Origin of the sequence: Mucilaginibacter pedocola (assembly GCF_002013915.1) — a bacterium.
Lineage (GTDB): Bacteria > Bacteroidota > Bacteroidia > Sphingobacteriales > Sphingobacteriaceae > Mucilaginibacter > Mucilaginibacter pedocola.
In genome coordinates, this window is record NZ_MBTF01000001.1 from 849949 (window position 1) to 876030 (window position 26082).

Below are 26082 nucleotides of genomic sequence, written 5' to 3' on the forward strand. Positions count from 1 at the left end.
ATATACGCTATTCGTAAAAGTACACCCGCTTTACCCGCTGCGAAATATTTGTTAAAATTTCATACGGGATGGTGCCTATCTGCTTTGCCAGTTCTTCTATCCGCAGTACATCGTTAAAAACGATAACCTCATCGCCCTCGCGTAGGTTGGGTACATCGGTAACATCAATGGCGCACATATCCATAGAGATATTGCCCACGGTAGGCACTTGTACGCCGTTCACCAGCATACGACCAACGCCATTACCAAAGGCGCGCAGGTAGCCATCGGCATAGCCAATACGTACCGTAGCAATTACACCGTCGCGCTTTAAACTGCCGTTGCGGTTGTAGCCAATGGTATCGTTAGCGGGCACCTTGCGTACTTGCGATACGGTGGTTTTCAAGGTAGCAACGGGTTGCAGCCCGGCATCGTCGGCAGGTACGGCAGCATCTACCCCGTAGAGGCCAATGCCTAAACGCACCATATCATACTGTGCATTAGGCCAGCGGGTTATGCCCGATGTATTACTGATATGCTTTAATACTTTATAACCAACGGCTTGCTCTATTTGCGCAGCGGCTTTGTCGAAAACGCCTATCTGGTGCAGGGTAAACAGATCGTGTTGGGCGGCATCGCTGGCGGCCAAATGCGAGAACACCGAGGCTACTTTTACATACTTGTTTACCTCCAGCATATCGCAAAGGGTGTCCACATCCTGCGGCTCAAAACCCAGGCGGTGCATGCCGGTATCTATCTTAACGTGTATGGGGTAATTGCTTACATCGTTCTCCTGCGCAAACTGCACAAACTCATCCAGCAGCCCGAAGCTGTATATCTCCGGTTCTAAACGATAAGCTACCAATTTATCATAAGCCAACGGTTCGGGGTTCAGCACTACGATGGGCAGGCTAATGCCGCCCTCGCGCAGCGCAATACCCTCGTCGGTATAGGCCACGGCCAAATAATCCACCTTATTGTATTGCAGCATGTTTGCCACCTCGAAGGTGCCGCTGCCGTACGAGAATGCCTTCACCATAGCCATCAGCTTAACGCCCGGCTGTAGTTTAGCCTTATAATAGTTGAGGTTGCTCAGCAGCGTATTCAGGTTTATTTCTAAAATGGTTTCGTGCGCCTTTTGGCTCAGTACGCGGCTCACCCGTTCAAATTCAAAACTACGCGAACCTTTTATCAAAATAGTTTCTTCGCGGAAATGCAGCTTGCCAATATCCTGCAGCAAAGCCATAGTATCGGCATAAAAATGCACCTCGGGCACGCGGAAATATTGCTGATGGGCTACCAGTGCCGCACCAACGCCGATAAAGCGCTCAATACGTTTATCGCTTATCAATTGAGCCACCTGTTTGTACAAGGCTTCTTCCGACAACCCCGACTGGTAGATATCCGACAGGATGACCGTCTTCTTACTGTGCTGATTCTGCTGCCCCAAAAAGTTCAACGCTATCTCCAGCGACTGTACATCGGAGTTGTACGAATCATCAATAATAGAGCAATCGTTTATGCCATGCTTCAGTTCCAGCCGCATACTTACGGGGCTAAGGCGCTCAATGCGGTCGTCGGCATTAGCGGGGCTGTAGCCCATGGCCAGCATGGTGGCCCAGCAAACAATGGCATTCTCTATCGAAGCATCATCGCGGAAAGGCACCAGGCACTCTATCTCCTGCCCTTTGTATTTGCCGCGCAGGTAATATTTATCGGCAATGGTAGTTTCGCTGAATACGTACAGGTCGGCAATTTTGAATTTGCGGCTCCAGGTGAAGCACTCGGTGGTGCTTAGAGCGGCTTCATGATCGAGCAGTACCTCGTAGTTATAAACCAGCAGGCGGCAGTTCTTAAACAGCTTCAGCTTTTCCTCCAGCTTGGCGGCGGGCGATGAGAAGCCTTCATCATGCGCGGTGCCCATGTGGGTAAGCACGCCTACCGAGGGCTGTATAATAGCCTCCAGCCGCTCCATTTCGCCGGGGGCAGATATACCTGCCTCGAAGATACCGAGGTTATGCCCCTCGTTGAGCTGCCAAACCGACAGCGGCACCCCTATTTGCGAGTTATAGCTTTTAGGGTTGCGTACAATGTTTTTCTCGGGGCAGAACAGTTGGTACAGCCACTCCTTCACAATGGTTTTGCCATTGCTGCCCGTTACCCCTATCACCTCCAAATTAAACTGCCTGCGGTGATGTGCGGCTAATTGTTGCAGGGCGGCCAGTACATTGGGTACTACCAAAAAGCTGGCATCGGGCATTACGGTATCGGGCTGTGCGTTCACCACAAAGCTGCGCACGCTGGCAGTATAGGCATCGGCAATAAACTCGTGCCCGTTGCGGCGGGCGCTCAGCGCAAAGAAAAGCGACGATGCCGGGTAGGTAATGCGGCGGCTATCCGTCAGCAAAACGCTGATGGCGCTATCGTCTGCAAGGTTACCTTCGGCACCAATAATGCCCTTTATTTCGCTTAACCGGTAGATGTTCTGCATGGCACGAATTTGCTTATATTTCTGCGAATAGAAGAATTTTAACGAATTTTGGTTGATGGATAACCCCCAAAAACCGAAGATAACCGACCCGGCCACGGGCCTTAAAAAAGCCGAACACTACTGCGCCTACCAGGAACGCTCGCAGCAGGAAGTGCGCGACAAACTGTATGAATGGGGCCTGTACACCACCGCCGTAGAGAACATTATTACACAACTGATAGAAAGCAACTTTTTGAACGAGGAACGCTTTGCCAAGGCCTATACAAGCGGCAAATTCAACCAGAAGCATTGGGGGCGCATTAAAATAAAGCAGGGGCTAAAGCAAAAGAACGTATCACCGATACTCATAAAAAAGGCACTGCAAACCCTCGACCTCGACGATTATATAGCCACCCTCACCCGCTTGATTACCAAAAAAGCCGGCACCGTGGCCGAAAGCAATACTGCCAAACGCAATTATAAACTGCAGCAATACGCCCTGAGCCGTGGTTTTGAACCCGAGCTTACCATGGAGGTTTTGAAAAACAGCGGTTTATAAAAAACTTTAAAAAAAGTTAAATTTTTACTTGCAGAGCACCTAATTCTGTCTATATTTGCACTCCCGCAAACGAGATAGGCAAACGGACAAAAACGGAAGCCGAAGTTTAAAGGAAATACCAACGCGAAAGTAGCTCAGTTGGTAGAGCACGACCTTGCCAAGGTCGGGGTCGCGAGTTCGAATCTCGTCTTTCGCTCAAATCCCTTCCCTCAACCCGAAGGGATTTATTTTTGAAAGGTTAATTTCCCGCACAAGGCCGGGAAAACCTCCAGGCTCAGATGGTGGAACTGGTAGACACGCAGGACTTAAAATCCTGTTCCCGTTAACGGAGTGCGGGTTCGATTCCCGCTCTGAGTACTTGAAAATGAGGCAGTTACGCGAAAAAGCGCTAACTGCCTTTTTGCTTGGTCGAACATTGGCGGAACATTTCATGTGATGCGCCTTGTTACGGCAAAATTTGTACTTCTTAAGTATTTTAATGCAATTCTGAACCGATAATTGAAACCAGTTCTGCGAAAAATCCTTCTCCTTTGGTTCTGATATATTCGACAATTGCTTGGTTTTCTAAAACTTCTTTAGGGCAATGGGCTTTTAAGGAAAGGTACTCTGAATATTTATGATGGTCTAAATCGGCAACCGATAATATTTCTCTAACGTCGATATTATATTTAGATCCTAATTCGTTTTGTACCTCTGATGTCAAAAACACTTCCTTTTCAGGTGGAAGGGTGCCAGGAAACTTAAAAAGTTTGGTAGATTTATTTTCGCCTTGGTCCGCATCTCTGATTGCTATAGCTCTATGTCCAGCGTCAATCAAATACTCTGTCAATTGTCGAACAGCGGTAGCATCACCAACAGGATGTATTCCGATCGAGGAAATCAGTTCTGGAAACCGTTGCCTTAAAATTTCCGTCAATAAAGATTTTGCAAATTTATCTTCGACTAATATTTCCATGGCATGTTCACGCCCGTCGCTTAACAATGACTTGGCTCTATAGGCACTCACGCGATCTATTACCTTCACGCCCGACCTATTTCTTATTAAAAACTTCGTAATGCTTCAAGCATTGTACTTGAATGCGTTGATAAAATAACCTGATGCCCTTTTCTAATACAGATATCCATTAAGTACTTAATAAATTTATATTGGGCATCACCATGGAGTGAAGTTTCAGGCTCTTCGAATACAAATAAGCTATTGTTTGGTTCATTCTCTAAAAGATCTATCATATACAATAATCGACCTTCACCAAAACCCATGTTATTTTCCGAATAAGTGTAGCCATAGCGAGAAAGCATTCCAATCTCGTTGGTTTTACCATCGGCTTGCATACCTTGAAACCAAACTTCGTCATAATCTGAATTCAAGATTTGTTTTACGTGTAAATGAATTTCAGGCGTTATAACTCGTTTGGCGGTAAGAACCATTCTTTCATTTTTATAAATTTTATTACCTCTACTTTCAATCTTAGGTATATATGCTGCAAATCCCACGTAGAAACAATGTCGTTCAGGTTGTCTTTTGTACCCAGACCATTCAACTCTTTGACGTGATACCGTCAGATTTTGAAGAGTAGAAGTATTTGTAGAATATTTATAAATGACTTTCGCATTCGAGATAAATGGTGCTGGATCTAAGCTTGCTGATTGAGGAAAGAAATCCTTTATGTACTTTCTTTTGTAAATCCTATCCGTGCTTGGGGTCTTATAAGCACAAACGGCAATTTGCCCGATAGTACTTTTACCAGCGCCGTTAAATCCACTTATTGCAGTAATTGGGAATTCAAAGTTTATCGTTTCAGTTATACCTCTAAAACCTTCAATAGTTATTTCTTTTAAAAATGCTCCAAAATTCCGATAAATACTGCTATTGAATTTACTGAGTAGCGCGCTTCTGACGTCCGACATATTAGTTTCTCTTAGTTAAATACAATGAACAAATTTTTTATTACTCATCCCAATAAGGATAAATGTAGATATTTTTCCTTTAGGCATGATCTGTATATTATTCTATATTTTTAGCAGAATACTTGATTATCTCTTAAATATCAACAAATCTTGTTAATTCTTGGGGACATTTATTACCATATAATCGCGTAGTTCTACGTATTTTTTCAAACACCTCTATTTTTTATTTTGCTGGTCTAAATCATCACAATAAGCATGGAGGTTATTTGCCTTGAAGAACCCGCATTCTATCAACTGATCGAAAAAGTTGTCGCTCGCATCCAGGACGAAAAATATATCAAAGAGGAACTTTGGCTGACAGGCGAACAAGCCATGAAAAAACTTGGCATCTCCAGTAAAACCACATTGTTTAAAATCCGCGATAGCGGGCAAATAAGGTTCGTCTACGCATCTCCGCGTGTAATCCTGTATGAAACCGCCTCAATTAATGAGTATCTCTCTAACAACGCAAAAGACACCTTTTAAGCCATGGCAGCAAGTGAAGAAGAAAAACGTATCGCCCGTGCATATAATGTTGGTACAATCCTAAGCATCTATGAACCTAAATTGCTGGAGCAAATCATTCGGAACAACAAAAATAACGCGTTTGTCCGGACGATGGCGATTGCCAAAGATCACAACGAGTTTAGTCAAGGCATCCCTCGCAAAGACTTTAACACTGAATACAAAAACGGTTTCAATAATGCTCATGCCCTTTCCAAACAAGACCCAAAACTGCTTGATAAAATGTTATCATCAAAAGAACTGCACAATGATTTTAAAAGGGGTTTGGCGGACGGCAAACACGAATACAAAATACGTGAGAGCATGAACCGCATGAAAGAGGAACGCGAAGCAAAGCAGAGGAATATCGATAAAGATTATGGGATCGGTTATTAGTTTATCCGTGTATTGCATTTAGTATATTCGCTTCAAGTCAGTCTAAAAACGACAGATAATCTCGCGACCATCCTTTATGAATACAAAAGAATTATTTGACCATCCAATATTCGATTTCCCATCGAAAACTAAATCTTCATTTCAAAGTCATCTGATTGCATCATTTGAAACGTATTTAGGGTTACTCAAATTAGTCGACGACGACTATTCATCGTTAATTGCACAGGATTTAGATAAAATAATAGAAGCCTGCAACTTGCTCGAAGAAGTGGTGGATAGTTATTTGCATGGAAAACTGGCAAGTGCGTATCACATTTTTGCCAAGTTGATGGAGAACATGCCTGATTATCTGATCCCACCTAATAAAAACCTACATATTGACACACATGATAATTTTTTATTTAAGGCTCGCCAGGAATTTACAAAAGACTTAGGCATTAAGGAAATGTTTCACATTCCTTTCGAAAAAAGGCATATCGTTAAAACCAATAGATTTAGCTTGAGTGGCTTGCCATGCATATATCTATCCAATTCGGTTCATACGTGTTGGGAAGAATTAGATCGACCTGTATTCTCTCAAATGGCTGTATCTCGATTTAAAACAAATCATTTCAAATACCTTGACCTATCCGTTAACTATAAATTTCTAAAGATGTATTTTGTTCCTAAATGGAAAGAACAAGAAAAAATAATTAGTGATGGTGTTGCAGGAGCTCACAAACTTGCCTTTGTTAAATTTATAAACCTATTTCCTTTGTATATAGCTTGTTATACAAAAGTTCGATACGGAGATGCCACTTTTAAACCGGAATATATAATCCCTCAAATGCTCATGCAGTGGGTCGCTGAAACATCTGAATTTCAAGGCGTAGTTTATAATTCTACAAAAACTAAGGCGATTAATAATGACGAGCTGTTCAACAACCAATTTTTAAATTACGCCATTCCTGTAAAAACGAGCATGAACGAAGGTTTTTGCGAATATCTTTCCAAGAATGTTTATTTAACTAGTCCGATAAGTTGGGAAATGTTAAACATTAGCGAGCCAAAATTCACGATCGAAGACTTAGACTTTACTAAGGAGATCCTCGGCAAAGTAATGCCCCCTCCACCAATTTTACATCTCAATTTGATCGATACCCAGCGTCAGTTATACTGGAATACTGCTTTTGGTAAATTAGAACAGTTTCTATTCAAAATGTCTTTGAAGAATGTGGAAGGGCATCCTATAAGCTAAAATCAAACTTGCTTGTTATTGCGTTATGCTTATTTTATTGGTATTGTGGGAAACGTTCCACGGTTGGTGCCTAAATTAAAGGGGACACAAACGGGGGGACCAAGCCGAACCAGCAACCAAATTTCTGCAACCAAATTAAGAGTATAATTTATGTCTAACCTCTCCCGCAAGGGGAGCAATCCTAAAGACCAAGGAAGCACAAAAGCGAATGAAAGTCATGTTTTCGTTCAAAATATTGCCTACTTGACAATTAGGAATAAATGCCTATACTCGGGTACAATCAGCAGTTTTGGGGGAACAAATCGCGATAGCTATGCAGCTATCGGGCGCGTTCTTGCTGTTTCTTTTTTTAACCAACAATTCGAAAAGGAACAAGAGCAATGCCTCTTAACGATCTGCAATGCCGCAACGCCAAGCCACAACCTAATAAATACCGCCTCTATGACGATGGAGGACTCTACCTCGAAGTCATGCCCAATGGCAGCAAATACTGGCGGTACAAGTACCGTATCGATGGCAAGGAGAAACGCCTGGCGTTAGGCATCTATCCTGAGGTGCCGCTGATGCAAGCCCGTAACCTGCAAGAGGTTGCAAAGAAACAAAAACAGAAAGGCTTTGATCCGGTGTTTTTAAAGCTGGCAGACAAGCAACGCGCAAAGGACGACCGCAGCCAAACACTGGAAGTATTAGGGCGCGAATGGTACGAACTGAACCGCGCAAAATGGAAACCCGGATTTGCGCGCGAGGTACTGAAACGTTTAGAAAACCACCTGTTCCCCAAACTGGGTAGGTTTCCAATGCGCCAGCTAACGACCGGCGAATTATACGATTGCATCAAAGGTATTGAACAAAAAGCGCCGCATATGGCGAAACGTTGCCGCCAGTACCTGAGCCAGATATTTTGCTTTGGCGTACAGACAGACCGCGCTGAGCGAGATATCACGATTGAGCTTAAAGGCGCTATTACCACCCCAAAGGTAAAGCATCGCCGTTCGATGGATATTGACGAGCTGCCGGCGTTTTTAAAGGTGCTTGAAAGCCGCAAAGACGAAATATCCCCTGTCGCTTATTACGCCGTGCGCATCATGCTTAAAACGTTTGTACGGCGTACAGAATTAATGACTGCCGGTTGGTGTGAGTTTGATTTTGATAACGCGATGTGGACGGTGACGGCATTGCGTATGAAAATGCAGCGCGAGCATCTGGTGCCATTATCGAGGCAGGTTATTGCCGATTTAAAGGCTTTACACGCACTTACTGGACATACGCCGTATTTGTTCCCGAGCCTTATTGCACGTGGAGAATTCACCAGTATGAGCCTTATCCAGGAAAGCCTTATTACACTGGACTATGGCGATAAAATGAGTTGCCACGGGTTCAGGGCGCTTGCCATGGGCGTGTGCAAGGAAAAGCTCAAATACCAGCATGAGATTCCCGACCGCCAACTGGCACACGTTCCGCAGAGTGAGATCGACCGGGCGTATGATCGGGCGAAGTACCTCGACGAACGTACAGAGATGATGCAGCGCTATGCTGATTATCTCGACCAACAATTAAGAACAACCCCATCCCCTACCGATACACAACAAAGGACTATTTATCACCATGACTACCGACCACAACAACCAACCTATGCAACCATCCAATACGCAAGCCAACCCGCCTCATTTAGGGTACTGGCAGCTTCCTTCGATCCTCAAATTCCTGGACAATCTGGGTAAGACTACATTTGAGGCGGAAGTGAAAGCCGGGCGTTATCCGAAGCCCTTTAAGCTGAGCAAGCGCATTAATGGCTGGCGTATCGCCGATATTATCAAAGGCGTGGAAAGCCCCGGAAAAATTGAGTAACCAAGCTTTCACGTGCCGATGAAGCCCTGCACCTCGCATGTGGGGCTTTCAGTTTTCAGCCGGTGCATCAGTCATATTTGTTTCTACCTGTTAAGATCGAGCCGACGGTTTCAATACAGGGTCTTAGCCGAAGCCACTCACGTCACTAACTATTAATTTTCTCTGCTTCGCATTCACAGCCCAACCAAATTAACAGCCGTTCGCTCGCTAAGGCTCCAGCTTATCCATCCCCTGTAACCATCAACTCTTACAGGAGAAAACAAATGAACAACTTTTACACCAAAAATCTATCAGACTTTGGAGACCGCGAAATCGCAATGCTTTACGACACGCTTGCAGCATGGGAACAACAGGGCTTGCCAAACGGCTTTGAAAATTCCGGTGTAAAGCCTGCCATGAATTTGAGTAGCGGTTATGTATTCCTTGTTAACGATGAATACCAGGTTGCCATGCTCAACAATCAGGACTGGAAATTTTCCACACGCTGCCTTACAGCGGCAAGGAAGGATTTTTAATTGAATTGATTGATGAGAATGCGCCGGACGCACTGCATAAAGATGATCTCGAATATCTCCTGAATGTCCTACAAACCACCGACATCGAACTTCACGGTGACTGGTTCGACCTGAAATACGACCTATAACTCGCCACCGTATGATATTAACCAGTGCCGTAGCGAAAGCTGCGGCATTTTTCTTAGGAGAACGCCTTGAATAAACCTAATTCCACCGGCAGGCAGCCTGGCACCGCTATTACTGACGAAATTGAAACCATTGTCATCGTCATTGATAACCAAATCAAAAAAGGCGTTTCTCCTTTAGATGAAACATATACAAACTTCAACAAGCCGTTCATTCGCTTTGCGCGGCATGCTTCTTCGGGAAAGTTGTACCAGGGAACGAACCACCTGCTTTTGACGAAAATAGCCAGCAATAATTTTTATATGCTCGAAGATTGGGCAAGCGCAAAAGAATGGCAAACGCTTGGTGAAACGGTACGCGCAGGAGAAAAGCCACATCTTGCGTTACAAAGGCAATATCGTTCGACGGGTTCGACGGGCACGTTTAAAACCGTTCCAATGATGACGACCGTTGAGGTATTCAACCGTTGCCAGCTATCAAGCTATCAGCGCCCGGAATATTTCCCTTGGCAGATACCGCCCACGACATTCGAGCGGCTTGCCATCATTGATACATTCGTGGAAAACACCAAAGCCGTATTTGAATATGGCGAGTTTTGTCCGAACTACAGCACCCGTATCGATACCATCAGAATGCCATCAGCGGCAATGTTCATCGACACTGAGCAGGCAAGTTCCCGGGAGAATTTTTACGCCATGCAGTTTCAGCAGCTTGCTAAATGGGCGATGTATCAATTGCGTCTCGTCCAACAAACCACCATGGGCAATGTGCATGCAAATATTGCTGCTGAACTGTGTGCAGCGCTACTGTGTGAACGTTTCCACCTGAATACGCTTGATACGGCAAGGCATGCCGCATTTATTGGCGAGATCACTTCCACTTTAAATGAAAACGAATTCGACGTTACGCAATGTAAGATCTTGGCTGAAAGTGCTATGAGGCATCTTTATTCGATGCAGCCTTTTGATTGTTCATACTCAGTTGATTTCCCGTAAATTGCACTCAGAAAGACCTAAACCATGAAAATTATCGAAGCTAAATCCATCCCGTTAAAGCACATCGTCGAATACCTTAAAGGCAGATTTCATGAAACCGACCGAAAGGGTGATGATTGGTATTTTTCTCCATTCCGCCCGGAAGAAAAAACGGCATCGTTCAAGGTCAACACCAAACTTAATACCTGGCATGATTTCGGAACCTGCAACAGCGGCGTTAACAGCCGACACGGTAGCGGTGGCGATGGTTTAGATCTATGGTGTGACTATCATTTCAACGACAGGCGCAGCGGTATCCCCGATGCATTGGAGGGGCTGGAAGCCTTAAGCCAATTTGCTCAGCGTGGGGAAGATTACGGCACGGTTAGGAGTAAAGAAAAACCAACGTTACAAGTACCAAGTGCCACCTTTAAAATATTGAAGATCTCAGACCGGATTACGCATTACGGTTTATTAGATGAACTGCAACGCAGGAAAATATCGTTAGAGCTGGCTAGTCTGTATTTAAAGCAGGGGCACATCCTCAATACGGTTTCCAATAAACAATATTATGGGTTCCTGTTTGCCAATGATCGGGGCGGTTATGAGTTAAGCATCCCAAACCCAAACAAAGGCACCAGCTTTAAAACTTGCATTGGGACCAAAGCAATTTCTTATGTGCCACCAGCAAAAGAAAAGCACAGCGCGGATATTTTCGAAGGGTTCTTTGATTTTTTGTCGTGGCTTGAGATCAAGAAAATCAAGCAGCCTATGCATCACAGTTATATTCTGAATTCAAATTCACTTGCAGGCGAAGCAAACGGACGGCTGATCGAAATGAAAGATAGAATTGGGTATGTTTTTCTTTTCTTGGACAATGACGAAAGCGGGTGTCAAACATCGCACTCAATCGCCTTGGCATTGGAGCCGGAGGGTTTTCAGATGGCGGGAATGGAGGGGTTTTATAAGGGGTTTAAAGATCTTAGTGCATATATTAAACAACATTTTACAATTTAAAAACTGCCTCATGCTACAAAGGAGGCAACAAACCAATACGTTTAAAGAAAATTATTAAAATTTCTATTTCCCGAAAGTCAATTTGTTTTAGTTCCTTATGTTTTAAGTCTTCCTTCAATCTTTCCTGATTTTTCAAATTTGGTTTCTTATCAATTAACCAAGGCGTGACTTTAATACAATCGATATAGTTTGAGGATAGTCTGTTTTCTAAAGTTTTAAACTCAGCAAAAATATCGTTATCGCGAATTTTATAAATAGCAATCACTGCAGATACAATTCGCCGAAATATTTTTTTCCCTTCATGTTTGGATAAGTATTCATTTAAAAAAACATCGCCATTATATTCGCAAAAAAAACCTAAGACTTCTATAACAAGTTCATTTAAAAACTTACTAAGTTTCATTTTATCAAACTTGATTTGATCAATAAGTTTGGTATTTAAAATATTTTCAATTAATGTGAAAAAATCTACGGGATATATATTAAAATCAGACTTACATATATGCCACCTACCGGAGATGTTTTCGACTACAGCGGTTAACTCATCGTTGACCATTCTTGTTTTATAGGTGAAAACATCAAAAACGGATTTTAAATATGGCACTCTTAGTTTATCACAAAGAACCTCTATAGAATCGACGTATTTGGCACCCAAAAAATGTCGAAAATCCCGAGTGGATAAAACTACAGTTAGCTTGTTATTTTTCTTTCTCCAAAGTAGGGTTTCTTCAACAATTGTTATATATCTTTCAAAATCGTTACTTTCAAAATCAAGACAAACCAACAAATCTGGAGTTGTCAAAAATTTTGCCTGGAAGTCTTGTTTGTTTTCCAGATAATAAAAATCTGTTATTTCGCAAATCGTTTCAGTACTGCCTTTAGTATCTCTTGTGAAAAAGTATTTTTTATTTTTTAACGAACGATTATAACGAGTCGAAGTTTCAGAATCCTTTTTGTCAAAGTCACAAATATAAGTATCCCAGCTTTCTGATTTAGAAAACTCAGGTATTACAACCCCTAAACCTATTGATGAAACTCCTATATTTAGTAAACTTGGCCTCATGAAATAAATATTATTGGCCGTAGATATATTTCAACTTTTCAATATTTGCCTGGCATTTTTTACAAAATTCTAAATGTTCTTGAATTTCGCTTAAGTCACTTCTCATAAGTGTATCCGCATTATAAAGAAAGTTGTATAAATCACCAGCGAGGGGGTGATCTCCATTTGCTTGCTTACTGCTTAATAACTCTAACTCAAGTTGTGATTCAAAATTTACTACCATTTTATCACTCTCAATCCTATCAAGCTTTTTTTGACGTTGCTCTTTTTTGCCCTTTATTACTTCTGCAAGTTCTTCATAATTTATAATGTAAGTTTGATTATCTCTTAGCACAAAAACTGAAGGCAGTAAATCGTGCAACGCCTCAAATACCTTCAATGTGAAAAACTTTTCAGACGGAAGCTTAACCAAATCACTTACAAAACGAGGCAGATAGGCCCTATTTGTTGAGAGAAGTTTATATAGATTTTCTTTATTGTCGAAATACTTACCCTTAATATTCAACAACATCTTAATCTTACTCATAATTAACGGCAACACGACGTTGCATAGGTCTAAAATAGTTATTTTTGACTAAAAATTAAATATTTAGGTATGGATTGTTTTTTGCCCTATCATTCAATTCATTCGCTTGATAGTAAGGCTTTTTCTCCAGCACCGCCGGCGGCAAATCATCAATAAACGTAAATATCGCCTTGCCTGATTCGATGCGTACCTCATCGGGGTTCATCAAATCGCGGCGGCTTGCAAAATCTTCACGTTCGTTATTCCTGCCCTTAACTGTAGTTATGTGCGATGTCTTGCCGATGGCTTTGCTTACGTATTCGGCATCGTTATTATTGTGGATGCCGAAAAAATGCCGCACGGCTGAACTGCCGATAAATATTTCCCAATTCCTGTTGTACAGGTTTTGCAATTGCACAAGGGACTGCAGGATTGGCCAGACGGTTACATTAAAGCCCGCATAGGCACCGATAGCGGTTTCTATTTCCGGCAGATAACCCAGGGCTGCAAATTCATCGAGAGCGAACACAACCCGTTTATTGGGCTTGCGGATCACGGCACGCATGCAGGACGTAATTACAAGCCGCAGCCAGCGTGAATGGCTGTTCAGTTTATCGGCAGGGATAATCACATAGACGGTCGTATTCTTTTGCGAAAGAACGCGGGGATCGAACCCCGATTGCAGCGATTGTTGCAGCGCAGGCGACTTTAAAAACTCTGTTGCCTGTAGAGCAGTTGATAAAATGCTGCCCCAAGTATTTTCGCCGGACTTTGCCAGCTTTTGGATTTCACTGGAGGCGTAAACGAGATTTTCAGCATTGGGATCCTCGTAATCGCTATTTGTTTCAGCTTCGCTATCGCTGGCATCTTCACTGTGCTTGCCGTTCCAGTTTTCCATCTGCGCAAGCAGCCTGTCCCATTCGTTTTGGGGGTAACGCAGCATCTTCCACAGGGTTTTAAGGCTGCGCTCCTCTCCTTCCTTATCGACAGCGATAAACAGGATAAGTCCGACCACAATCGTCCGCGCAGAATCGGAGAAAAACTTATTCCGGTCATTCTGGACAGGCACCAGCATTTCTGCCAGCATATAGCAATCATCGACTAAATGCTGGCTTGCGGCATCCAGTATATCCATCGGGTTAAAGCGCTGCGCATCGCCCACATGCGCATGCAGTAAATCCCAGGGATTGAGCAGCACCACATTCTGCCCGCTTTTGCGCTGATAATCGCCCGTCACGGCGGCGATCTCGCCTTTAGGATCAACCACCACCCAAGAGCCATCAATATTGCCCCAGCCTAACAGATTAGGTGCAATCAGGTTGGTAAACTTCCCCGAGCGGCTACCCGCCACCGTAAGGATATGCCCTTGCTTGGAATAATTGTAATCGCCACCGATAAATATGCCCTGTTTGTGGTGGTAAGGCATTAGTTCGTCTGAAGTCGCAAATCGGGCGGTTCCGTATTTCTGCGCCTCCTGTTGCGTTTTAAATAGCCGCCAGCGCCATATCTGAAAACTTGCAAAGGCTATCAGCGAGATAGTGGTATTGACGAACAGATACGCCCAAAACTTGGGCGAACCTTCTTTCAGCAAACTGAAAAACGGCGTACCAATCGCCAGTATTAAAATCACTGCACCCCATGCGGCGATCACGCCAAGCACCATCGCCAGCCGCAGGATCGGTGACAACGGGTGAAACAACGGCAGCCTGTTGGCTGGACGGAGGAAACGGTTAAAGCCCCGGATATAGCCGAGGATTGCTCCCACCAGGGTAATCGGGGTCAGGATAACGCCGCTAAGAAATAGCCAAACCTGATTGCGGGTTTCATGGTTGGCATAGAATTGCACCAAATGGTCGAATTCGTCTTGCGTTACACCAAAGCGGTCTAACAGCTCATTGCCTGATGGCGACTGTAAATGTTGTTTTGCAGGTGCCTGGGGATTGTTTGTTGTCGGATTGTGAGATTGTTTGCTTGCTGTATTATTCGTTTCCTCTGCCATCGTGATAAAGTAAGGTTTGGCTGTAAGGTCAGAAAACGCCGCATAAGCTGCAATACGTAGAACTACCTGATTTTCATTTATTTTCGTTTGGCGAAATTTTTGCGTTGTACCTTGTAATAATACTTATGAGAGATGGACGGGAAAACACCGGAACAACAGCAAAAGGCTGAAAACGGTTTAGAGCGCCGATCAGCCAGGGAACATGCAGATGAGCAAATCGCAAAAATAAACCAGCGTTTCGCCGACGAAGAAAAACGCATGACGCGATTTGTAACGTTCCTGTTTTTATTCTTGCTGGCGATTATGCTGATCTCTCTTGCCTGGTATTATTTTTCCGGAGGCAAGTTCCCTGTGCAATCTGAAATGTATAAGCTGCCATAGTTTTTGCCTGTAATTTTTTCTTTTCATGGCAATTATTTTTCTGTGCGTTACTGGTGCCAGCCGATAGCTGTTGTGCGCAGGCGGGTATTGCCGGTAAGTACCTGGTATGATTGACTTATTATGTGTTTTTGATATAGTGGTCATGGAGTTGCAAGACGTGGCTTGTCCGGACAAAAACGCTATCGCTGTTTGTCCGGACAAGCCGTCTTGCAAGGGGGCGTTGCCCCCGCTTGACCCCCCAAAAGTAAACCTACAACCCATGACCACAATATGCCGAGACCCCAAAAACAGGGCGAGGATAAACGCGACTACTCTATCGAGATCCGCGTAACCTTCGCAGAAAAAACCGCCATACAGATTGCTGCCAAAGACAGCCGCTTGACTGTAAGCGACTTTGCGCGTGCGCGTCTTATCGAAGCCAAGCCCCTGCGCCATGTTCCGAATGCCGACCGGGAACTGCTGCTAAAGCACCTTGCCGAAACCAACAAACAGGGCAGCAACCTGAACCAGATCGCCCGGGTGTTGAACATGGAGGGCAACAGCAAGGTCGTTTCACAACAACTGATGAAGTCTATCGAAACCGCCATCGCCAAATATGAGGAAGCGCACAACACCCTAATGGAATTGCTCGTATGGTAATACGGGGCGGCACACGCGGCAATGGTCGGCAGCTATCAGAATATCTGCTAACGATGGCTGAAAACGAAAACATCCAGATCCTGGAAGTTGCCGGGCGCAGAAACGCGGAAGAACAGTATTTGCACCAAACCATCCACAGCATGGATTTAATGTCCGAACTCACCAAGAGCGAGAAAGGCATGTACCACGCCCAGATCAATCCCGCCTATGGCGAGGATAAAAATATAGATTGGTTCAAAGCCGCCGATATGCTTGGCACCGAACTTGGCTTGGAACACCAGCGCCGTGTGATTGTCTTGCACGAGAAGAAAGGTCGCACACATGCCCATGTCGTTTGGGAACGTTATGACTACGAAACCGGTACCATGAAATCAGACAGCTTCAGCCGCCTTGCACAAGATCGGGCAAGGCAGAACATGGAAGTTGCGTTCGGTCACAAACAAACGCCGCGCCGCAACCAGCACAAGCCTGAACTGAAAGCATCCCTTACACAACTTTGGAACCAAACGGGCACGGGAGCGCAGTTTATCACCGCCTGCAAGAATAATGATTATATGATTGCCCAGGGATCGGGGCGAAATCCGTTTATCGTCGTCGATCTAAACGGGCATTCGTTCGACCTGACGCGCCAGCTTAAAGGCGTGCGGTTAAAAGACGTTCGCCAGCGCTTACGCAACGAAACGCTAATCACGGAAAAAGAAGCCATCGTTATCATGCGCAATAAGAAATCCGAACGTGACGCAGGCGGCAGGGAAAAACAAAAGGCGCAGTTCAATGCGACGATGAAAGATGTGGCAAAAAACATCCGGCACGAGTTTTCGGCAAGCGGTGCTGAAGCGACCAAAGAGAAACAGCCTGCCTCCATCCCGAGCGAAAAACCGATTGCTACGCAGTTCGCAGAAAACAGGCAGGAAACCGAATTACAACGCATGCGCAGGGCGTTGGCGGAACAGCGCAAGAGCGATGCGCAAAAACAACATGACCGCAGTCGCGATAAAGGTATGGATTACGGTTAAAAACAAAGCCCCGTTACACTCGCTGTATTGGGGCTTTAACCTAAACCTTATCACAATAGTGGCGGAGGCCACCAGTAATAGAAGCTGCGAAGGTAATATTTTCTTTTTAATTTAATTCTTTCACTTCGCCCAAAACCATTTTTTCCTGTCGCAGACGTAGCATTGATAGTATTTAAGAGGTAGCCAAAATAGTAGCGCTTTAAATAATATTGGCCGGGGTGTTCGTATCCAATGTGTGTTTCCACAAACACAAGGGCGTTTTTGAATGGTCAGTTTGGGGGAATTTGCCATGAAAACTTTTTGTTTAAGTTCCCACAATATTGGCGTTAATCGGTACTCAAATATAGCAAACTAAAACTTTGGATTAAATTAAAAGTTAAATTAATGAGGCATATTATTTCAAGAACTTTAGATTGCAAAACAGCGCTACTAACCAGATATAAATTCTCGCATTATCCGTTTTTACTATGCCGTGCAAACCATGCAAGGCTTTTTTCGATCGAAATTTTGTTGTCGTAAATATCGCGCCCCTCGACTTGCAAATGCACCGCAGAAAGCTGTTGCCGGAATAAAGCGATCATTTCTTGGTTATCGCTTGGATCGAGTTGTTCAGAAAAGACTAATAAAAACCCGCCTGGGATAATTACTTTCTTATTCGTATCGGTAACTTCTACGTGGTGGTATCTTTCAGGAGCTATATCTAAACAATCCTGTATTCTGTGCGATTTACCCCCGTTTTTGCTAAACGTCAATTTATCAACGGTCATTGGACCGACACCATTGTTTTGCACATGGACGAACAACAGCCCATCGCGGTCCATCAAATCGATCTGCGGCAGAGGCTTGACAGATTTTTGGTTATGGACGCGCTGTTGGCGCGCCTGGTCAAATGTAGCCAGTAGTGCAAGGAAAGAAATGACGAGCGGAAAATCCAAAACCATTGCGGTCTCCATAAATAAATATTCGCTTCGATTTGCTTATTAGCAAACCATCCTCAACGCATGAGTAAAAAGCCCCAATATTTCAAAAATCGAAAATTAAAAATTGCTGGGCTACAACGCTTTAAAAACTTGCCTTAAGCGATATTTAATCATTTTCTACTCAAATATAAACGATGGTTTAGTAGTGAGCAAAAGAGGGCGCATATGGAACAGGCAGTTGCATATTACAGGGTATCAACTGGCAGGCAAGGCAGGAGCGGCTTAGGTTTAGAAGCGCAACAATACGCAGTCGAACAATATTGCCGAAATAACGGCTACGTATTGTTGGCGCAGATAATCGAAGTGAAATCAACCCGCAAGGAGCGTACAGGTTTATTCGAAGCACTCGACCTGTGTAAGCGTAACAAGGCAACGTTAGTGGTTGCTAAACTTGACCGTTTGGGAAGGGATGTTGAACAAATCGCCGGGTTGTTTAACCAGAGATCGAAAGTTGAGGTTAAGGTAGCTGATAATCCGCATGCGAATAAGTTCACCATCCATATCCTTGCAGCGGTTGCAGAAGAACAAAGGCAACGAATTAGCGATACGACGAGAGAAGCACTAAAGGCTGCAAAGCATCGCGGCGTAGAACTTGGCAAAAATGGCAAAAAATTCTTATCGGTTGCTAATAAACAAGCAGCCGAAGACTTTGCCCTTAAAATGTCCCCTGTCATCCAGCGATTGAATAAACGCGGGATATTCACCGAGCGGGCGGTTTGCAATGAATTGAATAAAAAAGCTGTGCCTACATTTTACGCCACCGGAAAATGGCATCCAAGCTCGGTGCATTCATTACTGACAAGAATAAATAAACAGAAAAACGAAGTACAAATTAATTAAACTCAATTTTATCATGGCAACAGTACAAAACAACGACATTCTATTTGACGATTTAGCAGCGATCCGTTCAGTGGGCAATTCAAACGCATCTGCCGATCATTCTATCTCTTACGGAGATTGCAGCAATAGGTTTGAGATACAGACCGGCAATACCAATAGCACAAGCTATTCGGGAACAGCACTTAGCTACGGTGATTGCAGCAATTAACATGTGCACGTCGAATAATACCACACTCATGCGCCATGTGCCGAGCAAATCGCCTGATCTATTGCTTCGCCCTGTTGGCGATGGTTTTGCCTATGCAGTGAATTGTAGTTACCCCAACTCGTTCCGCTTGCTGAACCAGCGCCAGCAGGAGATTTTACAGGCGGTAAATGGTATAGATGATATGCAAGCTATCGCAGGCAAGCTATCTATCCCTCCCGAAACATTGGAGCAATTTCTTTCGATGCTTGGCAGGACGGAGATCGTCAGTTTTGATAAGTTTTCCATGCCGGAAAAACCAGCCGTGCCAAAGTCGCTGAACTTTTGGATTCACACCACCAATGCCTGTAACCTGGGCTGCAGCTATTGCTATATCTCAACGCTGAATACTGGCAAAGGCATGGCGGAAGCCGTCAGGCGGCAATTGCTTCATAAGATGGTGGAGGCAGCGCAAAAAGACGGCATACGGCACATCCGGTTGCGGCTTGCAGGCGGTGAACCGTTAGGGCAGTTCAGTAGCTGGAAAATATTCATCCCGCAGGCAAAGCAAGCTTTGGTCGCCGTTGGCTGCAAATTCGATGCAGGGTTTGTTACAAACCTAACCATGCTTAATGATGAAATTATCGCCTTTGCCAAAGAATACGGCATTGGCTTTGGCGTGTCACTCGACGGCGTGAAAGCCATGCACGATGCAACACGCAGTTTCCGGTCGGGCTGTGGTTCATTCGGCATCGTAGATACTAATTTACGCAGGCTAATTGCCGAAGGCATCTCAGTATCAATAAATACTGTTGTAACAAATTTAAACCTTACAGGCTTACCGGATTTAACGCGGTATCTTATCGCGTTGGACATTCCGTTTCGCTATTCTATCGTAAAGGGCGAAAAAATACACGCCGAATTACTGGATGAATATTTATCGGCATCTTATGCTATCATGCAGGAAGCTATTGAATGCGGATGGCAGTTTTCCAAACGCTTCCAGTTTTGCGACCTAAAACCGAATGAACTCGCTTTCCAAACCTGCGCATCGGGGTTTTCGGGTGGTGCGATCTACACCGATGGCACCTTAAAATATTGCCATGTGCAATTCGGCGATGATAAATCGCAAGGCATGTCGATATTCAATGAAGAATTAAGCCTTGTGGATATGATTGCAAGCGGCGAACACCACGAAGATAATAGGTCCGACGATTGCAAGAAATGCCGCTACCGTTCGATATGTACCAGCGGCTGCCCCGTTTACCGCGTTGATGGCAAAGACCCGCAATGTAGCTTGTATCATCGGTATATTCCTAAATATTACGAGTTGCAGGCAATAGAGCGGTTGCGCCTATTGTAGAATAATTTAGCGTTACAGCACTGTATCGATTATCTTAACGGTAAGCGAAGCGGTTATGCTGTTTATTGTGTTTTGGACAATCCCTTCTGATACGCTTACGTTCGATCTCCGAAGCCAAAGACCGCTGTTTTGCGTCGTCATATTCGCAGTAGTCAAATTTCAAACCATTCCTTTCATGTTCGCACAGCCTTTCGTCTAATCGATATTCAAAGGTTATGCCGTGATAGACGAGTTTTCGCTTATAATATAGTTTGTAGTTTACCGTGTTGTCTGGCTCATTCAGCGAACCGATTGCTTTTATCACAAACCAAGCTAATCCGCCTACGATCAAGGCTTTTTCAAGGTTAATTTGATTGGGTTGTTGTTCCATAGGTTTGGTTGATTTTAATTCTAATGTAGGGAATAATTTTCACTTTTGCAGAATGGAAATTAATCAAAATACAGCCAATAAAGCTTTGGGTGACCGTGTTTATACCTTGCGCGCTGCAAAAGGCATGACGAAAGGCGACCTTGCTAAAGCCGCAGGCCTTTCATTATTCGAAATAAAAGAAATTGAAAACGGCAAGGGTAATCCCTTTATTGAGCAGCTTATTTCATTGGTTGGTGCGCTTGATACTACCATGTCGGTATTTTTTGAAGATTTCCCCTCTTGACGATAGAGATGGCTTGATAGCTGTCCGTATGCGTCTTTAGATTGCTAATTTATTTAGCAATTCGGTTCTCTTTTATAAATTTGCCTAACACAAATTTATAGTATGGCAGCCCGGACAAAGCGTTTTTTTAGTGAGCTTGATAAAAGGGAATTGTTGAACGATTTAAAACTTTGCCGGGATGCTTGCATTCGAACATTAGCCAAGGCACCTATACAGGGTAATGTTTACAAAGGCGCACACAGACTTATTAACGAGGTTGATACGATGGCAGAATGCTTAACGGGTGACAGGAAGCATTTGCACCAGAAACAGCATTCGACGTAAAGCCATAAGACTGGCAGCGCCTACATACAACGGCATGCGTTTTGTTCTCTTTCCGGCTTTAGGCGTATTGACAATACGCTCCTTTCATATTAGGAATATATACCTATATAAACCGGAGGGAATATGAGCGCATACGAAATTACCGAGATCGAAATTGTTTATAAAAACCCGGTAGCGCCGCAAGATATGGCGCAGGTTAAGCATTCGGGCGGTGCATTCAATGTGTTTATAGATGAATGGAACCTGGATAGGCTCCACCTGTTTGCCGAAGCAAAATTACTTTGCCTTACTGGTGCCGGGCGGGTATTAGGAATAGCCAACTTACCCAGCGGCGGGGCAAGTGGTCATGTGGTCGATACCCGTGTTGCATTTATGACCGCATTAAAAGCCAATGCCACCTCTATCTATATTGCTCATAACCACCCATCGAATAATCTAAAGCCGAATGATGCAGACAAGCAAATGTACCTGCAATTAAGCGAAGCAGCTAAGCTTCTTAATATCCAGTTATTAGATTACCTCATCCTCGACTATAACGGCTTTTATTCGTTTGCGGACGATGAGTTGATCGCCCGTGTCATCCATAACGATGATTACTATTTTGAAAAAATGTTGCCGTTTTAGATTTTTTCACCATGAAAAGAAAAAATACCACCCTTTGCCTTTTTCGAGGTTCAAATGCCTAACCCTTATTGCGTTAATGAAATTCAGGTCAGTTATAAATCCCATATGCCGCTGCGGGATATGGTGTCGATTAGTACCTCGGAAACGGCATATAAATTACTGCACAGTGTTTGGGATCAGAACCGTATCGAACTGGTGGAGGATTTTAAAGTGCTGCTGTTAAACCGCGCTTGCAAAGTCCTCGGCGTTTTTAACGTCGGCAGCGGCAGCACTACAGCATGCGTTGTGGACACCAAACTGATATTTGTTGCCGCATTGAAAACAAATGCTGCAAGCATTATCCTGGCGCATAACCACCCATCCGGCAACCTTAAGCCAAGCAGGCAGGATACCCACTTAACAAGCAAAATGCAGGCAGCAGGGGAAATTCTGGATATTGCCGTAAGCGACCACATCATCGTTACTAATGACGGGTATTATTCTTTCGGCGAAGGCATGGCGTATGAGAAAGTGAAATACGGCGACAGGATTTATTTTGAAGCCCAAGTGCCTTTTTAATAACTATAAGGTTTAATTTGCCCTGCTTGTCCTTATTTCTTCATAGTCCAAGAACTCACTAAACTTTTCAGAGTTTAAAAACAAATTTATATCCTTCTGCCGAGATACTGTGTTGTACAGTTTGTATTCGTTGCTGGTTAAGTTTCCAAAAAGAATTTCGCCAATGAATTCTTTTTTTGATAGTGGTTTGGTGTCTGTAATTTCGCACGACTCCTTATATTCACTATAGTCAATAAGTTTAAAATCTTGGTAAAGTATATCGCCGTAATTTTCAAGATTATCAAACGTAAGATATTTCGATGTACCTTCTTCGTGTATAATAAAAAAATACGGATTATTGCCTTCAAAATACTCACCCAATTTTAGGGTAAACACATCTTCTTTATATTTAAATGAACCCACTACTATATTTTGCACTCGTTTAAAGCAATACTCATCGTAAGGTGTTGTTTCCTGTCCTTCACCCAATCCGCATACCTGCGCGTAGTTTATGAATACAACAGTTAAATCTTTGGGCTGATAAGAATAATCTACCGTGATATTTACACGAACTTCCTGTTTGCTTTGAGTGTTAGTTAATAGCAAATTCATAAATGTATACTGTGTTATTTTTACTTGCTGTTTGGGGATTTGTCGTCTTAATCGGAATTGATATTTAAAAATATCGCTGTATCTATTATATCTAATATTGGACTACAAACATTAGCTAATATAATTCATATTAAATATCAAAAAATGGATGTTGAAAACTAAAACAATGTACCCCAACCGCCTCCAGCGAATTAATCAGTAGATAGATAAATACTTAAGCAGTCTCCATTTGATCAAATCCTCCCCAATTTGGTTCAGCTTCCGCAACAGCCTGATTTTCATGTTTAGCTTCTAACGCCATTATAAATTTCACCATAGCTGTAACATTACTAAATATTAGTACACTTTCATCGTAATTCAGCACAGGATTGTCGTGGGCGAAGCTATTATTGTTCCTTATATCGTTAAAGGCTTGCATGATTTGATGACTAAATTGTACGATTTTAAGAGTCATCTGCGACGCTAAGAAACCTTTAGCTTCAATTGCTTTTATATATTTACCATACAATCCATTAACAGTTTCTTCTTTCTTAAATTCTACTCCGTGAGACGAACAGAGTTCTTTAAGAAATTTAATCATGTAAACATGCAAACGATCTAAAGCTGCCTCGGGCTCTTTTTTTTCAATGCTCTCCCGTATCAACTTCGCCAAGGAGTGAAAATCTTTATCTTCATTAATGGCTTGTATCGCATCTATGTGTTCAACTATGCTACCGCCGTTCAATAACCGTTGATATATTTGGACGTAAGGCTGATACTTCGCAACAGAATTAACTTTGCCGCGGCGTTTGTGATATTCTACTATTTCATCATGAAATGCCTCCAACAACCTTCCGATTGTGTAGTCTGGTTCCAAAGCAATGAACTGCATCAAAGGTTGTCCTTTGGAGCCTGAATTATTTTCAGAGTATTTTCGGTTTTCGATATCTAAATCCGTTACTTGGGCGACAAACTCTTGAAACGATCTGTTCCCAAAATCTAATACATAGCCACCTTGGATTAAATAATCTGAAATGATTCTTTTTTCTTTGAATGAAATTTCTGCCATGTTCTAAGATATAACATAATTTAAAATCCAACAATATTGTCTAATGCCTCATCCTCTTTATCATGGATGAAATTAGCTTGGTAACCCATCGTCGTGGTGATCGATGTATGGCGATAAAATTTCTGCAGCATTTGCACCGGTATTTTACTGCCGGAGATATTACCGAAGCTGTGACGGGCAATGTGCATGGTGACGGTTTTTGTTATACCGGCTTTTTCCAACACCTTTTGCAGTTGCTCGTTATTCTTACGCACGCGCGTTTTGATGCGGGTTTGTACTTCGATATCGTCGTCTAAATCCTTTAATGACTCCAGGTCAGGAAATACCAAATCATGGATTGGCTTTTCGCGGCGGTATTGTTCAATGATTGCCAGGGCTTTTTCTGGTACTTTCAATGAGTCGGCTTTGGCGTTCTTGCCCATCTTGTAATATAGCCGCCCGTTGTGGAAATCAGACCATTTCAGGCGCATCACATCTGATATGCGCATCCCGGCAAGGTAAAACGAGAACAGCCACAAATTACGCGCATGATGTGGCTTCTCTCCTACCTGCGCCAGTTCAATCGCTTTCACATCGCCAGCGCTTAAGCCGATTTTCAGCGATTCAGGGAATTTGATTTTTATCTTCCCTTTGCCGAACGGGTAATGCTTGCGGTCGACAAGATTATTTTCGATGGCTTGGTTGTAAATCGTGCGGATAACCACCAGATGATTTACAATGGTACGCTCTGTAACATCACGCGTGCCTTTCAGGTACGATTGGAATTTCTTTAAAAGCGGTACATCGATTTCAGAGAAATTAATATCCGATCCGCCCAGGAACTCTTTGAAGCGTTCCACGCGGGAAGTGTCGGCAGAAAGCTGATTGCCTTTGCCGTTATCTTTTAAGCGCTTCAGGTAAAGGGCGGCTTGCTTTAAAAACGTACTCTCTTTTGTCGCTTTAAAAGCCCGGCTGATTACCCTGGACGAGGTGTCGGTGTTATTCGTCTCAAGCTCAATTAGTTTGTCGGTTGCTTCGCTGATTTTCTTTGCGATCAGGTTATTTAGCCACGCAGAATTCGGGTGAGATTTTTTAACCCGCTGCAGCTTTTCGTCCCATTCTTTCAAAAAAATGTTGTGCCCAAGGGTAATAATGGATTTTTTTCTATCTTTGGTTATTTGAATGAAGATAGAATGTTTGTTCTCTGATGTCGCACGTTTGCGTAAGCAAGCCCTAATTGAAGCCATGATTTCGATGATTTATTGATATAAATATACGAAATTTTGGTCGAACATTGGTCGAACAAATGATGTTTTTTGATAATTTTTGTTGTATCCTAATAAAACAAAAATGCGGTTTAAAGCACATTAGGGCACATTTTGGTTTCAAATGGTGCCATGATGGTAAGACTTAAAATCCTGTTCCCGTAAACGGAGTGCGGGTTCGATTCCCGCTCTGAGTACAAAATCCCGCTGCAAACGCAGCGGGATTTTTTTTGTGACAAAATATTAAGGTTATCTGCCCTGAAGATTCTATCAACTGACCGAAATAATCTTCACCCGAATAAAATATAGAGATTTTGTTGAATGCGACTACCTATTCCCAATTAAACTGAATCACGCCGCCTCCCGTTTTAGATTTTTCCCTTTTTGTAGCCAAAAACGGAACTATTCTGATTAAAGTCTCACACTGCAGATATTTTTTTTCAACTCTTTGACAATTTACAAAGGTTATTTCACACTCATAATATCACTCTTATAGTC

The 26082-nt window shown here is 43.3% G+C and carries 28 protein-coding genes and 2 tRNA genes; 19 read left to right on the plus strand and 11 right to left on the minus strand.

The features are described from left to right. Positions 1-7 precede the first annotated feature (7 nt). Positions 8-2470, minus strand: coding sequence for a bifunctional UDP-N-acetylmuramoyl-tripeptide:D-alanyl-D-alanine ligase/alanine racemase (locus tag BC343_RS03835; protein WP_078346500.1), 2463 nt, complete (start codon positions 2468-2470; stop codon positions 8-10). A gap of 55 nt (positions 2471-2525) precedes the next feature. Here BC343_RS03835 and BC343_RS03840 point away from each other — a divergent pair, with 55 nt between their 5' ends. The 3 genes from BC343_RS03840 (at position 2526) to BC343_RS03850 (ending at position 3365) form a co-directional block, all read left to right on the plus strand. Continuing rightward, positions 2526-3008 carry a regulatory protein RecX gene (locus tag BC343_RS03840; RefSeq protein ID WP_078346379.1) on the plus strand — a complete coding sequence of 161 codons (483 nt, stop codon included), beginning with the start codon at positions 2526-2528 and terminating at the stop codon, positions 3006-3008. Between the two features lie 123 nt (positions 3009-3131). Then, positions 3132-3204 (plus strand) — tRNA-Gly (locus BC343_RS03845). Between the two features lie 76 nt (positions 3205-3280). Continuing rightward, positions 3281-3365 (plus strand) — tRNA-Leu (locus BC343_RS03850). A gap of 118 nt (positions 3366-3483) precedes the next feature. Here the strand turns inward: BC343_RS03850 and BC343_RS03855 are convergent. Both BC343_RS03855 and BC343_RS03860 read right to left on the minus strand, forming a co-directional pair. Next, positions 3484-3963 carry a hypothetical protein gene (locus BC343_RS03855; RefSeq protein WP_143822049.1) on the minus strand — a complete coding sequence of 160 codons (480 nt, stop codon included), beginning with the start codon at positions 3961-3963 and terminating at the stop codon, positions 3484-3486. Between the two features lie 86 nt (positions 3964-4049). Beyond that, the gene (locus BC343_RS03860; RefSeq protein WP_078346381.1) at positions 4050-4916 is read right to left on the minus strand and encodes an ATP-dependent nuclease; all 867 of its coding nucleotides are present in this window, start codon (positions 4914-4916) and stop codon (positions 4050-4052) included. Between the two features lie 255 nt (positions 4917-5171). On the opposite strand from BC343_RS03860, the gene BC343_RS03865 reads away from it, so the two are divergent. The 7 genes from BC343_RS03865 (at position 5172) to BC343_RS03895 (ending at position 11572) form a co-directional block, all read left to right on the plus strand. Continuing rightward, positions 5172-5441: a DNA-binding protein gene (locus BC343_RS03865; protein ID WP_078346382.1), complete on the plus strand. Its 270-nt coding sequence runs from the start codon at positions 5172-5174 to the stop codon at positions 5439-5441. 3 nt (positions 5442-5444) lie between these two features. Further along, on the plus strand, positions 5445-5855 hold the full coding sequence (locus tag BC343_RS03870; RefSeq protein ID WP_078346383.1) for a hypothetical protein: 411 nt from the start codon (positions 5445-5447) through the stop codon (positions 5853-5855). Between the two features lie 76 nt (positions 5856-5931). Then, a complete protein-coding gene (locus tag BC343_RS03875; protein WP_078346384.1) occupies positions 5932-7092 on the plus strand; it encodes a hypothetical protein in 1161 nt (386 codons plus the stop codon). Between the two features lie 380 nt (positions 7093-7472). After that, positions 7473-8813, plus strand: coding sequence for a tyrosine-type recombinase/integrase (locus BC343_RS03880; RefSeq protein ID WP_078346385.1), 1341 nt, complete (start codon positions 7473-7475; stop codon positions 8811-8813). A gap of 390 nt (positions 8814-9203) precedes the next feature. Continuing rightward, the gene (locus BC343_RS03885; protein WP_078346386.1) at positions 9204-9455 is read left to right on the plus strand and encodes a hypothetical protein; all 252 of its coding nucleotides are present in this window, start codon (positions 9204-9206) and stop codon (positions 9453-9455) included. A 194-nt stretch (positions 9456-9649) separates the two neighbouring features. Further along, positions 9650-10576 (plus strand): ArdC-like ssDNA-binding domain-containing protein, encoded by a 927-nt coding sequence (locus tag BC343_RS03890; protein ID WP_078346387.1) that lies wholly within the window; start codon positions 9650-9652, stop codon positions 10574-10576. Positions 10577-10600: 24 nt separating this feature from the next. Continuing rightward, positions 10601-11572 carry a toprim domain-containing protein gene (locus BC343_RS03895; RefSeq protein ID WP_078346388.1) on the plus strand — a complete coding sequence of 324 codons (972 nt, stop codon included), beginning with the start codon at positions 10601-10603 and terminating at the stop codon, positions 11570-11572. Between the two features lie 13 nt (positions 11573-11585). On the opposite strand, the gene BC343_RS03900 is transcribed toward BC343_RS03895, so the two are convergent. From BC343_RS03900 to BC343_RS03910, 3 genes are read right to left on the minus strand one after another with little or no spacing between them, the layout of a single operon-like run. Further along, positions 11586-12635, minus strand: a complete 1050-nt coding sequence (locus BC343_RS03900) for a hypothetical protein (protein ID WP_078346389.1) — start codon at positions 12633-12635, stop codon at positions 11586-11588. Between the two features lie 10 nt (positions 12636-12645). Then, a complete protein-coding gene (locus tag BC343_RS03905) occupies positions 12646-13161 on the minus strand; it encodes a hypothetical protein (RefSeq protein WP_078346390.1) in 516 nt (171 codons plus the stop codon). A gap of 55 nt (positions 13162-13216) precedes the next feature. Next, entirely contained in the window at positions 13217-15139 is a 1923-nt protein-coding gene (locus tag BC343_RS03910; RefSeq protein ID WP_078346391.1) for a type IV secretory system conjugative DNA transfer family protein, read from the minus strand. Positions 15140-15271: 132 nt separating this feature from the next. Here BC343_RS03910 and BC343_RS03915 point away from each other — a divergent pair, with 132 nt between their 5' ends. The 3 genes from BC343_RS03915 (at position 15272) to BC343_RS03925 (ending at position 17175) form a co-directional block, all read left to right on the plus strand. After that, entirely contained in the window at positions 15272-15520 is a 249-nt protein-coding gene (locus BC343_RS03915; protein WP_078346392.1) for a hypothetical protein, read from the plus strand. A 270-nt stretch (positions 15521-15790) separates the two neighbouring features. Further along, positions 15791-16159 (plus strand): plasmid mobilization protein, encoded by a 369-nt coding sequence (locus BC343_RS03920; RefSeq protein WP_078346393.1) that lies wholly within the window; start codon positions 15791-15793, stop codon positions 16157-16159. A 53-nt stretch (positions 16160-16212) separates the two neighbouring features. Continuing rightward, positions 16213-17175, plus strand: a complete 963-nt coding sequence (locus tag BC343_RS03925; protein WP_162276812.1) for a relaxase/mobilization nuclease domain-containing protein — start codon at positions 16213-16215, stop codon at positions 17173-17175. A 452-nt stretch (positions 17176-17627) separates the two neighbouring features. On the opposite strand, the gene BC343_RS03930 is transcribed toward BC343_RS03925, so the two are convergent. Then, complete coding sequence (locus BC343_RS03930; protein ID WP_238381691.1) at positions 17628-18128, minus strand: hypothetical protein; 501 nt, start codon at positions 18126-18128, stop codon at positions 17628-17630. Positions 18129-18320: 192 nt separating this feature from the next. On the opposite strand from BC343_RS03930, the gene BC343_RS03935 reads away from it, so the two are divergent. Genes BC343_RS03935 through BC343_RS03940 form a run of 3 tightly spaced genes read left to right on the plus strand, consistent with a single transcriptional unit; the run spans position 18321 to position 20542 of the window. Beyond that, positions 18321-18995 (plus strand): recombinase family protein, encoded by a 675-nt coding sequence (locus BC343_RS03935; protein WP_078346395.1) that lies wholly within the window; start codon positions 18321-18323, stop codon positions 18993-18995. Between the two features lie 13 nt (positions 18996-19008). Continuing rightward, entirely contained in the window at positions 19009-19203 is a 195-nt protein-coding gene (locus tag BC343_RS30695) for a hypothetical protein (RefSeq protein WP_143822050.1), read from the plus strand. Between the two features lies 1 nt (position 19204). Continuing rightward, positions 19205-20542 (plus strand): radical SAM/SPASM domain-containing protein, encoded by a 1338-nt coding sequence (locus BC343_RS03940; RefSeq protein WP_238381692.1) that lies wholly within the window; start codon positions 19205-19207, stop codon positions 20540-20542. 34 nt (positions 20543-20576) lie between these two features. On the opposite strand, the gene BC343_RS03945 is transcribed toward BC343_RS03940, so the two are convergent. Continuing rightward, positions 20577-20912: a hypothetical protein gene (locus tag BC343_RS03945; protein WP_078346397.1), complete on the minus strand. Its 336-nt coding sequence runs from the start codon at positions 20910-20912 to the stop codon at positions 20577-20579. Positions 20913-20964: 52 nt separating this feature from the next. Here BC343_RS03945 and BC343_RS03950 point away from each other — a divergent pair, with 52 nt between their 5' ends. The 3 genes from BC343_RS03950 to BC343_RS03965 all read left to right on the plus strand — a co-directional run bounded on the left by BC343_RS03950 (position 20965) and on the right by BC343_RS03965 (position 22701). Further along, a complete protein-coding gene (locus tag BC343_RS03950; protein WP_078346398.1) occupies positions 20965-21195 on the plus strand; it encodes a helix-turn-helix domain-containing protein in 231 nt (76 codons plus the stop codon). Positions 21196-21642: 447 nt separating this feature from the next. Continuing rightward, positions 21643-22143 (plus strand): JAB domain-containing protein, encoded by a 501-nt coding sequence (locus BC343_RS03960; RefSeq protein WP_078346400.1) that lies wholly within the window; start codon positions 21643-21645, stop codon positions 22141-22143. A 120-nt stretch (positions 22144-22263) separates the two neighbouring features. Then, positions 22264-22701 (plus strand): JAB domain-containing protein, encoded by a 438-nt coding sequence (locus BC343_RS03965; protein WP_238381693.1) that lies wholly within the window; start codon positions 22264-22266, stop codon positions 22699-22701. 12 nt (positions 22702-22713) lie between these two features. Here BC343_RS03965 and BC343_RS03970 read toward each other — a convergent pair whose 3' ends face one another. The 3 genes from BC343_RS03970 to BC343_RS03980 form a co-directional block, all read right to left on the minus strand. Then, a complete protein-coding gene (locus tag BC343_RS03970) occupies positions 22714-23292 on the minus strand; it encodes a hypothetical protein (RefSeq protein WP_143822051.1) in 579 nt (192 codons plus the stop codon). Between the two features lie 214 nt (positions 23293-23506). Beyond that, the gene (locus BC343_RS03975; protein ID WP_078346403.1) at positions 23507-24340 is read right to left on the minus strand and encodes an abortive infection family protein; all 834 of its coding nucleotides are present in this window, start codon (positions 24338-24340) and stop codon (positions 23507-23509) included. A 20-nt stretch (positions 24341-24360) separates the two neighbouring features. Beyond that, the gene (locus BC343_RS03980; RefSeq protein ID WP_078346404.1) at positions 24361-25566 is read right to left on the minus strand and encodes a site-specific integrase; all 1206 of its coding nucleotides are present in this window, start codon (positions 25564-25566) and stop codon (positions 24361-24363) included. Between the last annotated feature and the right edge of the window lie 516 nt (positions 25567-26082).